The organism is Streptomyces bottropensis ATCC 25435, from assembly GCF_000383595.1.
Lineage (GTDB): Bacteria > Actinomycetota > Actinomycetes > Streptomycetales > Streptomycetaceae > Streptomyces > Streptomyces bottropensis.
The window spans coordinates 7,459,001-7,472,312 of sequence record NZ_KB911581.1 but is presented as its reverse complement, the minus strand read 5'-3'; the positions used below and the strand labels follow the sequence as shown (position 1 = coordinate 7,472,312).

Below are 13,312 nucleotides of genomic sequence, written 5' to 3'. Positions count from 1 at the left end.
CGTGGCCGCCCGGGACGACAGCAGGCGCGACGCCGAGTACGAGGACGTCGCGCGGGACGGCGTCGAGCGAGACGGCCTCGCTCGCGGGGACGGTGCCCGTGAGGGCCTCGCCCCCGGTGACGGCGCGCGCCGCGCCGACGACGAACACGAGGGCGCTCGGTCGTGCGACGACAGCGGTCACGACGGCGCTCGGCGGTACGACGACACCGGTCACGACGGCCCCGTCCACGCCGGTGTGGACGCGCTGATGGCCGCCCTCCTCGACGATCCGCTGCCCGAAGAGGCGCTGCGGGACGCGGAGTTCATGGCGGCGCGGGACACGGCCGCCGCCGATGTCGCGCTGCTGCGGGAGCAACTGGGGATCATCGGCGAGGCGCTGGCGGTGACCGGCGACGACGCCCTGGCCGGGGCTCCGCCGGGGCGACCCGCGGCCGCGCGGCCGGGGGACGCGGCCGGTGCACGGACGGACCCCGGGCGGGTGTCCGGGATCGCGCCGGCCCCCACCGCGTCGGTGACGCCCCTGCTGCCGCGGCCGGACCGTGCCCGGCGCGTCCTGAGGATCACCTTCGGCACCCTCGCCGCCGCGGCGGTCGCCTCCGTGGTCCTCGGCGTGGGCTGGGGTGTCATGCAGGGCGGCGACGCGGCGGACACGAAGTCGTCCGCCGACTCGGGTGTGTCCCAGGAGTCGGCGGGGCGCGACGACGGCGACGCCCGCGAGGGGGACGGCGGCGGCGACTCGGCCTCGCTCAGCCGGGAGGGGTACGTCGCCTGTGCCCGCCTCATCGTCGAGGGCACCGTCACCGAGGTCGAGCCGGTCCCCGGCGCCGCGCAGGACCGGATCACCGTCGAGGTGGACCACTGGATCAAGCCCGACAAGGGCGGGGAGCGGATCGTCTTCCCCATGGACCAGGACGTCGATCCCCGGCTGAAGCAGGGCGACCACGTCCTCGTGGGCATCCCCGAGGACAGCGCCCACCCGGACGTCTGGACGACGAAGGAGGCGCAGATCGCCCACGAGCGGGCCTGGATGGAGGCGGCGCTGCCCGCATCGGAGAAGCTGTCGTGCGAGTGACCCGCTGAACGCCGAAGGGGCGGGTGTCCTGGTGGACACCCGCCCCTTCGTCACTCACGCACTACCGGCGCACTACGGCGTGACCTTCTCGATCCGCACGCTGCCGGTGCCCGCGGCGGTGCCGCGCGCGTTGACCAGCTGGACCTGGCCGAAGAACTCCCGGCCGGCCGGGGCCTGCGCGGCCGCGACGACGTCACCGGAGACGGTGGTCGACTCACCCGTGCCGAGCTTGACGGTGGCACCCGCGACCTTCACCTCGCCGAGGGCGGAGGAGAAGAACACGTCGCGGTAGTCGTACGCGGTGGACCCGGACGGGACCGCGTAGCCGACGACCTCGATGGTGTAGGTACCGGCGGCCGGCGACGGCAGGGAGACGGACTCCTCGGAGTCGCCGTCCGCGGAGCTGCCGACCTGGGTGCCCGCGGCGTCGTAGACGTACAGGTCGAGGTCGGCGCCCGTGTCGGCCGTGTTGCCGATGGAGACGTCCAGGGACTCGGCGCCCGCGGGCACCGTGACCGTGGAGGTCTGGGTGGCACCGGTGGCGATGGTCGGCCGGTCGGACTTGGCCGAGCCGAGCGGGCCGCCCGTCAGCTTGCCCTCGATGGGGGCGAGCTTGTTGATCACCTTCCAGGAGGCGGCGGTCGGGGTGCCGACCTTGGCCTCGGGCACGGTGACGACCTCGGGGTCGAAGTTCGCCCCGTACACCGCGAAGTCGAGCTTGAAGGGGTTGTCGAGCAGCGGAGACGTCCGGCGCGACTCGACCTCGAACTCCCAGACACCGGGCTGCGGGTTGGCGTACGAGCGCACGTCCGGCTTGCAGCCGTTGCCGTCGAGGTAGTTGTTGTAGCAGGTCAGGGAGCTGGTGCTCTCGACCGCGACACCGTACGGGTGGTTGGCGATGAAGCGGGTCTGGCTCTTGTCCTTCAGACCGCCGATCGCGACCTCAAGGGACTTGGCGCCCTCGGGGACGGTGACGAAGTACGACTTGAAGGCGTTGCGCTGGACCGTGCCGGACACCGCGTGGGTGTACTTCAGCGGCTTGGAGACGACCACCGTGCTGAGGATCTGCTTGTCGACGCCCACGGTCTTCGGGTCGTCGACCTCCAGGATCACGCTGCTGATGCCGGCCTCTTCGGGCTTGGCGGCGATCTTCACGGTGACCGGCTTGTTCAGCGGCAGGGAGACCGTGTCGCCGCCGACGATCGAGAACGCGTCGTTCTCGTCGTTCTTGAGGCGCAGGTCGTGCGCGATCGCCTTGTCGGCGCCGGTGGTGCGGGTGACGGTGACGTCGTACGTCTTCGTCTGCCCGGCCTTCAGGCCGCCCTCGCGGTCGTAGACGCCGGTGCCGAAGCCCGGGGTCTTCAGCGCGAAGTCGATCGCCGTGTCGACGGGGGCCTTGACGGTGTACTCGTGCGCCGAGGCGCCCGCCTTGATCGACTTCCAGGCGGCCTCGATGTCCATCAGGCCCGCGCCCTCGGCGTACGCCTGCACGCGGCGGATGTGGTCCGCGGTCGAGGTCAGCGCGGTGCGCAGCTTCGCGGGCGGCAGGGCGATGCCCTTCTGCTTCGCGGCGCTGAGCAGCAGCGCGGAGGCACCGGCCGCCTGCGGGGAGGCCATCGAGGTGCCGTTCAGCATCTGGTAGCCGGCCGGCAGGGTGTACCCGGCCTCGGGGGCGATGACGCCGGGCAGCCAGGTCTGGGCGGTGTTGACCGCGGCGCCGGGGGCCACCAGGGTCGGGGTGAAGCCGCCGTCCTCACGCGGGCCGCGCGAGGAGAAGTTGAACAGCTGGTAGCCCTTGGCGACCTCGGAGCCGTAGTTCGAGGCCCAGGTCTCCTTGGAGATGGACGCGCCGACCGAGATCACCTTGTCGGCCAGACCGGGGTCGCCGATGGTGTTGGCGCCGGGGCCCGAGTTGCCGGCCGAGATGACCAGCTGGACGCCGTAGGTGTCGATGAGGCGCGTGTACAGCTCGGCGCGCGCGTTGTTGCCGTCGTTCAGCGCCGGGAGGCCGCCGATGGACATGTTGACGATGTCGACGCCGCGGTTGACGACGAGGTCGATCATGCCCTCGGTGAGCGCCACGTTGGTGCAGCCGGGGCCGAACTCGCAGGCGCGGGACGAGACGATCTTCGCGCCGGGGGCGGCGCCGTTCATCTTGCCGCCGAACAGCCCGTTCGCGGCGGTGATGCCGGCGACGTGGGTGCCGTGCTCGCTGGAGATGAGGCCGATGTTGACGAAGTCGGCCTTCTTGCCGACCCAGTCGCCCCCGAAGGGGTCCATCGGGACGTCCTTGCGGTACTCCACGACGAACGGCTGACGCTCGGCGACGTCGGTCGCCGGGTCGTCCGTGCCGAAGTAGCCGATCTGGTAGCCGTCCTTGTACGGCTTCATCGGCTTGTCGTCGCGGAAGTCGAAGTTCTGGTTGACGTCGACGGTGACCGTGCCGGCCGCCGCGTCGTAGAGCACGCCCCACGCGTCGGTGGTGTCGCCGTCGCGGTTCACGTCGCCCGCCGCGTCGCCGCCCGCAGTGGCGGACTCGCGGAAGGTGTTGACGGAGTAGGTGCCCGCGGGAGCGGTCCAGGTGCGGCCGCCGAAGGTGAACGTCGGTCCGGAGACCGAGTTCGTCATCGGACGCCAGCTGAGGTCGTTGTCGACGATCGGGTCGGTGGACGTCACCCAGTCGACGATCTTGCGCTCGCCGGTGGTCGTCTTCTGCAGCGCCGGGTGCCCGAGGTCGACGCCGGAGTCCAGGACGCCGATGGTGATGTCCCGGCCGTCGGCCGTCGGGTTCTTCCGCACGAAGTCCACGGCGCCCGTCTCGAAGGACGGGTTGTACGGGTTCTTGGCGGGGGTGTTCTTGTCCGGGCCGGGGTAGGTCTCGGCGACCGTGCCCTGCGTCTTCGCGCCCTTCGCGGTGTCCGCGGCCGGCGAGGGGTCGTCGAGGACGATCTCGTGGCGCAGGTCGATGCCCTGCACGGAGGAGAGCTTCGCGGCGGCCGAGATGGCCGAGTCGGCGCGCTTGGTCGGGACCGTGGCGCGGACGTAGCCGAGCTTGTCGTAGGTGCGGCCCACGGAGCCGCCCTTGACCGCGTCCAGCTGCTCGGCGACCTGCTCGGTCTTGCCGGGGGCGGTCGCGATCATCATCGTGACGTTCTTGTCGCCGTCGGCCTTGGCCTCGGCGAGGAGATCGGCGTCGTTCGAGCCGAGCTTGTCGTGCGCGGACTTGACACCGCCGTCGGACGGGACGGTGGTGGACGGGTTGTCCGCCGAGAAGGCCATGGGTATCGGCCCGGCCGCGGAGAGCGCGGCGACCAGACCCGCGGCCACGGCTGTGCGGGCCACGCGTCTTGAACCCGACCGGGGGCCGGGCTGGGGGGTGAGGGTCATCGACATCCCTTGTAGGTAAGGAACTCAGTGAGCACGGGCATGGGTGATCCGAGCGGCAGGTTCGGATCGGTCCGGTCCGTTATGTGGTCCCGGCTGAGCGCCCAGTCTTACCAAAGTGATAGATGTTTGGGGAGAGCTGACCGCAACGGATCCATTTCATGGGGTTAACCCTCAACCCGTCATGGGTGCAATGGCCGCGCATGAGCGGACATTGTGGGTAACGTGCGTGCATGCGTGAGCAGTTGAGGGTGGCGGCCTACGCCGTGTGTGTCCGCGACGGGCAGTTGCTGCTGGCCCGCTGGGTCTCCCGGGAGGGCGTGCGGAGGTGGACCCTGCCGGGCGGCGGTATGGAGCACGGTGAGGACCCCTACGACACGGTCGTCCGCGAGGTGGCCGAGGAGACCGGCCACGCGGTCGAACCCACCGCCCTCCTCGGCATCGACACCATCAGGCGCGAGGACCCCCGCCGCCTGGGCACCCGCGTCGACTTCCAGGCCCTCGGCATCGTCTACGAGGCCCGCGTCACCGGCGGCGACCTCCGCCACGAGACGAACGGCTCCACGGACATGGCCGCCTGGCACCCCCTGACCGAGATTCCGGACCTGGACCGGGTGGACCTGGTGGACGTGGGCCTGCGCCTGTGGAGGGAGCGCCCCGGGCACGGTCGGCTGCCGCGCCGGTGACGTCTCCGGGCCCACGGCGAAACAGGTGCCCTACCCCCGCAGATGAACAAGGAGTGACCGCTTTCCCTCACTCCCGCTCACATTCGGGAACCCCCGGTGACGCGCACCGTCGCCGTAGATCCACGTACGGTGATCGGCGCTGTCCGTTGCGACGTCGTTAACGTCCAGGCCACCCCCGCTGCCAAGCATTCGAGGAAGAGCGGGAACCCCACTGCGGCCCCACCGCGGAGCGGCCCCGCGACCACTTCCGACGCGTTCGCACTCGGGGAGACCGCGCCATGTCGCGCATACGCTCAGTCGCTGCCGCCGCCACCAACCCTGACCGCCGGGCCTTCCTCGCCGCCACCGGCGCGGTCGGCCTCGCCGCGGGGGCCGGTTTCGCCCTGCGGCCGGAGACCGCCGCCCACGCCGCCTCCACCGCCGCCGAGGCCACCGAGATCCCCCTGGCGAACCTCTCCAACAGACAGGCTCCGGCCGCACCCCTCGCGCCGTACACGCGGGGGACGACCCTCGCCTCGGTCGCCGCGCCGCGGAACTCCTCCGGCTACCGTCGTCTCGGCTCCGGCCCCGCCTGGGCGCGGGTCGTCCGCGGCGACCTGGCCACCCCCAGGTCCGGCCGCGAGAAGCGCCGTACGGCGCTGGCGTCCTTCGTGCAGTTCACCGACCTGCACGTGGTGGACGTCCAGCACCCGCTGCGCTACGAGTACCTGCGCGCCCAGACCGCCAGCGCCTGGCGCCCGCAGGAGGCGCTGTCCGTGGCCGGCGCGGTCTCGCTCGTCGAGCGGGTGAACGCGCTGCGCGGAGCCCCGGTCACCGGCTCCCCCCTGCACTTCGTCATGACGACCGGCGACAACACCGACAACAACTCCCAGACGGAGCTGGACTGGTTCCTGAAGGTGATGAGCGGCGGCCGTGTCACCCCCAACTCCGGTGACCCGCGCCGCTACGAGGGCGTCCAGGACAGCGGTCTCAAGCTCTACTGGCAGCCGGACGCGGCCCTGCGCGACGCCGACAAGCAGCTCGGCTTCCCGCGTCTGAACGGCTTCCTCGCCGCAGCGATCCGCGAGGTCAACAGCCCCGGCCTGAACGTCCCCTGGTACTCCACGGTCGGCAACCACGACTCCCTCCCCGGCGGTTGCTACGCCCCCGGCGACTCCTTCTTCGCCGACTTCGCGGTCGGCGGCAAGAAGCTGATGACGCTGGACGAGAAGGTCGGCAAGGCCATCTGGGACAACGTCAAGAGCGGCGGCGACCCCAAGGGCGCCGAGTGGAAGGCCATCATGAAGGCCCAGGCGAAGAAGATGCGTTCGGTCACCCCGGACGAGGGCCGCGCTCCCTTCACCCCGCAGGACTATCTGAAGGCCCACCTGGACCCGGCCCACACGGGCCCCGGCCCGGTCGGCCACGGCTACTCGCAGGCCAACCTCGACGCCCGCACCCAGTACTACGCCTTCCGCATCGGCGACGACGTCATCGGCATCAGCCTGGACTCCACCGACCCCGGCGGCCACTACGAGGGCTCCCTCGGCACGGCCCAGCTCACGTGGCTGGACCGCACGCTGAAGGAGGCCGCCAAGAACGGTTCGTACGCCGTCGTGTTCAGCCACCACACCAGCGCGTCGATGCGCAACCTCCGCAAGGACCCGGCCCGCCCCAAGGAGGCCCGCCACGGCGGTGACGAGGTGTTGTCCCTGCTCGGCCGTCACCGTAACGTCCTGGCCTGGGTGAACGGTCACAGCCACCGCAACCGCATCACGCCGCACAAGTCCGTGAACGGGTCCTTCTGGGAGATCTCCACGGCCTCCCACATCGACTTCCCCCAACTCGCCCGCGTCATCGAGCTGGTGGACAACAAGGACGGCACGATCTCCCTCTTCACCACCCTGATCGAGTCGGCCGCCCCGCACGCCACCGATTTCACGGACCTCTCGCAGACCGGCCTCGCCGCCCTCTACCGCGAGCTGTCCTACAACGCCCCCGGCCGCCGCGACACCCTCACCGGCACCCCCGGCGACCGCAACACGGAGCTGGTGCTGCGGAAGGGCTGAAAACAGCTCAACCGGCGCACATCTGCTCAACCTCCCCGCCCGTCCCCGTGTCCCCCCTCGCGACCGGACCTTCTCGGAACCGCCGAGGATGCCGGTGCGAAGGGAGACCACATGCGGGCTCGCACGGCACGTAGGGCACGTACGGTTCTGGTGGCGGCGACCGCGGTGGCTGCGGCGGTGGCGTCGGCCGCGTCCGCCGTGGCGGCGCCGGCGAGAACCGACCACACCGCGACCAGGGAGGCCATGGACGCGGCGGTGAAGGACGGCGTTCCCGGCGTGGCCCTCCAGGCCAAGGACGGGCGCGGCGTCTGGAAGGCCACCTCCGGCGTCGGCGACATCAGGACGGACAGGCCGCGCTCCGCCCATGACCGCTACCGCGTCGGCAGTATCACGAAGACCTTCGTGTCGACGGTCATGCTCCAGCTGGAGGCCGAGGGCAGGCTGTCGCTGGACGACAAGGTCGACAAGTGGCTGCCGGGCCTGGTGCGCGGCAACGGCCACGACGGCCGCGCGGTGACCCTCCGTCAACTTCTCAACCACACCAGCGGAATCTCCGACTACACGTCCGACGAGGAGTTCGGCCGCACGTACTTCCTGAAGGACGGCTTCCTCCGGCACCGCTACGACACGGCTCCCCCGGAACAACTGGTGGCGGTCGCCATGAAGCACAAGCCGGACTTCGCCCCCGGCACCGACTGGAGCTACTCGAACACCAACTACGTCCTGGCCGGCATGGTGATCGGCAAGGTCACGGGCAACCCGTACGGCGACGAGGTCCGCGCCCGCGTCATCGAGCCCCTCGGCCTGCGCTCCACCCTTGTCCCCGGCACGTATCCGAAGGTCCCCGGGCCGAGCAGCCGCGCGTACGGCAAGCTGGCCGAGACACGGACGGGCCCGACGTACGACGTCACGGAGCTGAACCCCTCCCTGGCCTATGCGGCGGGCGAGATGATCTCCGACTCCGGCGACCTCAACCGCTTCTACACCGCGCTGCTCAAGGGCAGGCTCCTGCCGCCTAAGCAGCTTGCCGAGATGAAGACCACGATCAAGGTCGACGAGATGCCCGGCGCCGGCTACGGCCTGGGCCTCATGGAACGCAGGCTCAGCTGCGGCATCACCGTCTGGGGCCACGGCGGCGGCATCCACGGCTCCACCTCCGAAGCCGTCACCACCTCCGACGGCCGCCATTCCCTCGCCTTCAACTTCAACAGCGACTGGACGGGCGACACCGAGGCGATCGTGGAGGCGGAGTTCTGCGCCGAGTAGTCGCCCCGGCACGAGGAAGGGCCGCCGAGCGGGCGGCGGCCCTTCCTCTCCCCTCCTGATGTCCCCGGGTTACCCGGTCTACCGGGGGAGCACCACGACGTAAGCGGCCGGATCACGGTCGCCCGCCGCCATCAGCGCGGTGCGGACGACGGCCGCCTGCTGCTCCAGGGAGTCACGCAGCTTCCTGGGGGTGAGGTGGACGACGGTGATGCCGAGCCGCTCCAACATCTCGCGCTTGCGGGCGTACTCGGACCACAGCGCGTCGTCCTCCTGACGCGGGGCGCGGGTGTCCAGCTCGACCGCGACGGCCTGCTCCGGCCAGTACGCGTCGAGCCCGCCGAGGTGCGGGCCGCCGGGCAGACGGAGGTCGACGTTCCACACGGGGTCGGGCAGGGCGTGTTCGCGCACCATCCGGTACAGGTGGTCCTCCGCGATCGCCCGGCCCTCGGCGACCAGCGAGTCCACCGCGTCGGCGACGTGCGGACGGTTCAGCAGCCGCGCCTCGGTCAACTCCCGCACCACGGCGATCGGTTCGGTGTGCCCGCCGCGCACCGCCTCCGTCAGCAGCCGGCGCACCACGCCCGCGTCGTCGAGTTCGGCGACCGCGTCGGCGAGGGCGCGCGGTACGGGCGCGACGGGCAGGCCGGTGACGTACGACGGGGTCGGCACGGCCGGGGTGCGGACGATCCGGGCGCAGCCGACGGTCCGCAGCCGGCGCATACGCGGCACCAGGACGTCGATCGTGTCGAGGGAGGGCAGCGGCGGTGCGGAGGTGAACCCGTGCAGGGTCAGGGCGGCCAGGCCCGTGATCACCGCCTCCGGGTAGCGGGGTGCCGGGCGGGGCTCGTCGGCGTTCGGCTGCGCGGGTACCCCGGCGGCGGTCTCGCGGAAGGGGGAGCGGGCCGCGTAGGACAGCACCGCGTGCAGGCGCTCCTCGGAGGTGGGCGGGCCCGGGTGCAGCAGGAACACACCCGGCAGGATCTGCTGCCAGGGTCCACCGGGACGGCACTGCTCGTTCGTCTCGGCGGCGGTGACACCCTGCGCGCGCAGCTGCGCGCCCGTCAGCACCCGGCGCGTGACGTCCGGGAGGCGACGGAGGGGGCGGGGGGAGAGCGGGGTGTTGTGGGTCATGACCCGGAGGTTCCCGCTCCGGAGCCGCGGATTAACCGCTGTTACACGCTTGTCGACAAATCCGGACAAGACCATGCTAAAGTACGTGCGTTCGACTGCCGATATCCGCTGGTCCGGACGCGATCGGAAAAGGTTACGGGTCCGATTACCCGAATTCGGTAACCCTCAACCGGGCCGGATCCGCGCCCGTGAACGCCCCTCACGCGCACCCGGCCCCCGCCCTGCGGCAGCCGCCGGGTGCGCAACACACCCCGCCCCGACGGCAGTTACCCCTCGGTCCCCGCCGCCGCATCACACGCCTGCGCCCGCAGCGCCCGCGCCAGATCGTCCCGCGCCTCCAGTACCAGCCTCCGCAGCGCCGGCGCCGCCTTCTCGTGCGCGGCGAGCCAGGCGTCCGTCGCGTCCAGCGTCCCCTGGGAGTCCTGCAGCGAGGGGAACAGCCCCCGCACCACGTCCATCCCGATCTGGATGGACCGCTCGGCCCACAGCCGCTCGATCACCGCGAAGTACTTCTCGGCGTACGGCGCCACCAGCTCCCGCTGGGACGGCCGCGCGAACCCCGCGATCGTCGCCTCCACCAGCGCGTTGGACATCGCGTCCGACTCCACCACCGAGGCCCACGCCTGCGCCTTGACCGCCGCGGACGGCCGCGCCGCCAGGCACCGCACCTGGTGCCGCTTCCCGGACGCCGTGTCGTCCCGCGCCAGCTCCGCGGCCAGCGACGCCTCGTCGGCGGCCCCGTGCGTCGCCAGCGGCTCCAGGAACGCCCACCGCAGCTCCTGGTCGACGTCCAGCCCGTCGATCTTCTCGGCCCCGGCCAACAGCCCCCGCAGCAACGCCAGATCGCCCTCGCCCGAGGCCACCGAGGCGAAGAACCGGGCCCACGTCAGCTGATGCTGGCTGCCCGCCTCCGCCGCCCGCAGCTCACGCAGCGCGCCCTCCGCCAGCAGCCGGCCCCCGGCCGCCCGCCACCCGGGCGCCGCGTAGTGCGTGAGCGCCGACCCGGCCCAGGCGTGCAGCATCTGCAGCACCCCGATGTCGGACTCCCGCCCCGCGAACCGCAGGACGAGGTCGACGAAGTCCCGCGCCGGAAGCAGCGCGTCCCGCGTCAGGTTCCACAGCGCCGACCAGCACAGCGCCCGCGCCAGCGGGTCGGAGACGTCCCCGAGCCCGGCCCGCAGTGTGTCCAGCGACCCCGCGTCGAAGCGGATCTTGCAGTACGTCAGGTCGTCGTCGTTGACCAGCACCAGCTCGGGCGCCTCGGCCCCGGCCAGCTCGCCCACGACCGTACGCGGCCCGTCCACGTCCACCTCGGCCCGCGCGTACCGCTCCAGCGCTCCCCCGTCGCCTGCGCGCCGGTACAGGCCGATCGCGACCCGGTGCGGCCGCAGCTCGGGATGCGACTCGGCGGCCTCCTGCACCACGGCCAGCTCGTCGACGCGGCCGTCGGCGGCGAGCAGCACCTGCGGGGTGAGGGAGTTGACCCCGGCCGTCTGCAGCCACGCGCGCGACCAGGAGACCATGTCCCGCCCGCTGGTCTCCTCCAGCACCGACAGCAGGTCGCCCAGCTTCGTGTTGCCGTAGGCGTTCCGCTTGAAGTAGCGCCGGGCGCCCTCCAGGAAGGCGTCGCGCCCCACGTACGCCACCAGCTGCTTGAGCACGGAGGCGCCCTTGGCGTACGTGATGCCGTCGAAGTTGAGCTTCGCGTCCTCCAGGTCACGGATGTCGGCCGTGACGGGGTGGGTGGAGGGCAGCTGGTCGGCGCGGTACGCCCAGGACTTGCGGTTGTTGGCGAAGGTGACCCAGCCGTTGGTGAAGCGGGTCGCCTCGACCATCGAGAAGGACCCCATGAAGTCGGCGAAGGACTCCTTCAGCCACAGGTCGTCCCACCACACCATGGTCACCAGGTCGCCGAACCACATGTGCGCCATCTCGTGCAGGATCACGTTGGCCCGCCGCTCGTACGACGCCCGGGTGACCTTGCCGCGGAAGATGAACTCCTCGCGGAAGGTGACGAGCCCCGGGTTCTCCATCGCGCCGAGGTTGTACTCGGGCACGAACGCCTGGTCGTACTTCCCGAACGGGTACGGGTAGTCGAAGTGGTCGTGGAAGAAGTCCAGGCCCTGCTTGGTGATCAGGAAGACGTCGTCGGAGTCGAAGTAGGGGGCGAGCCCCTTGCGGCACATCGCGCCGAGGGGGATCTCCAGCCGCGTACCGTCCTCGAAGACCCGCTCGTAGGTGTCCGTCACGTAGTGGTACGGGCCCGCGACGAAGGCCGTGATGTACGTCGAGATCGGCTTCGTCTCCGCGAAGCGCCACACCCCGTCCGCCAGCTCACCGGCTCCGTTGCTCCACACGACCCATCCCTGCGGCGCGCGCACCTCGAAGCGGAAGGGGGCCTTGAGGTCCGGCTGCTCGAAGTTCGCGAAGACCCGCCGGGAGTCGGCCGGCTCGTACTGCGTGTAGAGGTAGACCTCGCCGTCCTCGGGGTCGACGAAGCGGTGCATGCCCTCGCCGGTGCGGGAGTAGGCGCACCGGGCGTCGACCACCAGCTCGTTCTCGGCGGCCAGGTCGTCGAGGGCGATCCGGGAGCCGTCGAAGACCTCGCTCGGGTCGAGGTCCTTGCCGTTGAGGGAGACGGCCGTCACACTCGGCGCGATCAGATCGGCGAAGCTGCCGGCGCCCGGCTCGGCGCAGCGGAAGCGGATCGTCGTCACCGAGCGGAAGGTGCGCGGCTCGCCGGCCGCGCCACCCGCGTCGCCGACGGCGGACCGCAGGTCGAGAGAGACCTCGTAACCGTCGACGGACAGCAGTGCGGCCCGCTCCTGGGCCTCGTCGCGGGACAGATTCTCACCAGGCACGGGGGCACTCCCTCGGGGTGGATTTCAAGCGCTGTTCAGCATGCGGACAGGTCTGATCCTGTCATGCGCACCTGACGGCGGGCAGGTGGGAATGCGACGCGCGGCTGTCGGTGTTGCCAGCTGAGACGACTGCCTTCCGAATGTCCTCCCGAGGAGAACCATGTCCGAGCAGACCTCCGGCAAGACCCCTGTCGACTTCTGGTTCGATCCGCTGTGCCCCTGGGCCTGGATGACCTCGCGGTGGGTCCTGGAGGTGGAGAAGGTCCGGGACATCGAGGTCCGCTGGCACCTGATGAGCCTCGCCGTGCTGAACGAGCCCAAGATCGACGAGCTGCCCGAGGAGTACCGCGAGCTGCTGGAGAAGAAGGCGTGGGGTCCGGTACGGATCGTCATAGCCGCCCAGGAGGAGCACGGCGCCGAGGTCCTCGGTGACCTCTACACCGCGCTCGGCACCCGTATCCACAACCAGGGCGAGGGCCCGGAGAAGGAGACGGTCGCCGCCGCCCTGAAGGACGTCGGCCTCCCCGACTCCCTCATGGACCACTGGGACTCCACCCCTTACGAGCCGCAGCTGCGGGCCTCCCACCAGGAGGGCATCGACAAGGTCGGCCAGGACGTCGGCACCCCCGTCATCGCCGTCCCCGGTGCCGACGGCGAGCAGATCGCCTTCTTCGGACCGGTCGTCACTCCCGCCCCCAAGGGCGAGGAGGCCGCCAGGCTCTGGGACGGCACCCTCCTCGTCGCCTCGGTCCCCGGCTTCTACGAGATCAAGCGCAGCCGCACCCAGGGCCCGGACTTCAGCAACCTGGTCTGACCGGGGGGCCGGCGACCGGTGACCGGCGACTGGTGACACCGGCGACCGGC

The 13,312-nt window shown here is 71.2% G+C and carries 8 protein-coding genes; 5 read left to right on the top strand and 3 right to left on the bottom strand.

Annotation, left to right across the window (positions count from 1 at the left end; translation table 11 throughout):
- Position 1: 1 nt before the first annotated feature.
- Positions 2-1,072 carry a hypothetical protein gene (locus STRBO_RS0133075; RefSeq protein ID WP_005479413.1) on the top strand — a complete coding sequence of 357 codons (1,071 nt, stop codon included), beginning with the start codon at positions 2-4 and terminating at the stop codon, positions 1,070-1,072.
- 72 nt (positions 1,073-1,144) lie between these two features.
- Here STRBO_RS0133075 and STRBO_RS0133070 read toward each other — a convergent pair whose 3' ends face one another.
- Positions 1,145-4,465, bottom strand: coding sequence for a S8 family serine peptidase (locus STRBO_RS0133070; protein ID WP_005479411.1), 3,321 nt, complete (start codon positions 4,463-4,465; stop codon positions 1,145-1,147).
- Between the two features lie 224 nt (positions 4,466-4,689).
- On the opposite strand from STRBO_RS0133070, the gene STRBO_RS0133065 reads away from it, so the two are divergent.
- The 3 genes from STRBO_RS0133065 to STRBO_RS0133055 all read left to right on the top strand — a co-directional run bounded on the left by STRBO_RS0133065 (position 4,690) and on the right by STRBO_RS0133055 (position 8,456).
- A complete protein-coding gene (locus STRBO_RS0133065) occupies positions 4,690-5,142 on the top strand; it encodes an NUDIX hydrolase (protein ID WP_005479409.1) in 453 nt (150 codons plus the stop codon).
- A gap of 278 nt (positions 5,143-5,420) precedes the next feature.
- The gene (locus tag STRBO_RS0133060) at positions 5,421-7,190 is read left to right on the top strand and encodes a TIGR03767 family metallophosphoesterase (RefSeq protein ID WP_005479408.1); all 1,770 of its coding nucleotides are present in this window, start codon (positions 5,421-5,423) and stop codon (positions 7,188-7,190) included.
- Between the two features lie 111 nt (positions 7,191-7,301).
- Positions 7,302-8,456, top strand: coding sequence for a serine hydrolase domain-containing protein (locus STRBO_RS0133055; RefSeq protein WP_202498818.1), 1,155 nt, complete (start codon positions 7,302-7,304; stop codon positions 8,454-8,456).
- Positions 8,457-8,534: 78 nt separating this feature from the next.
- Here STRBO_RS0133055 and STRBO_RS0133050 read toward each other — a convergent pair whose 3' ends face one another.
- Entirely contained in the window at positions 8,535-9,587 is a 1,053-nt protein-coding gene (locus STRBO_RS0133050; RefSeq protein WP_005479404.1) for a hypothetical protein, read from the bottom strand.
- A 266-nt stretch (positions 9,588-9,853) separates the two neighbouring features.
- Positions 9,854-12,448, bottom strand: a complete 2,595-nt coding sequence (gene pepN, locus STRBO_RS0133045; RefSeq protein WP_005479402.1) for an aminopeptidase N — start codon at positions 12,446-12,448, stop codon at positions 9,854-9,856.
- A gap of 160 nt (positions 12,449-12,608) precedes the next feature.
- On the opposite strand from pepN, the gene STRBO_RS0133040 reads away from it, so the two are divergent.
- Positions 12,609-13,262, top strand: a complete 654-nt coding sequence (locus STRBO_RS0133040; RefSeq protein WP_005479400.1) for a mycothiol-dependent nitroreductase Rv2466c family protein — start codon at positions 12,609-12,611, stop codon at positions 13,260-13,262.
- Positions 13,263-13,312 lie beyond the last annotated feature (50 nt).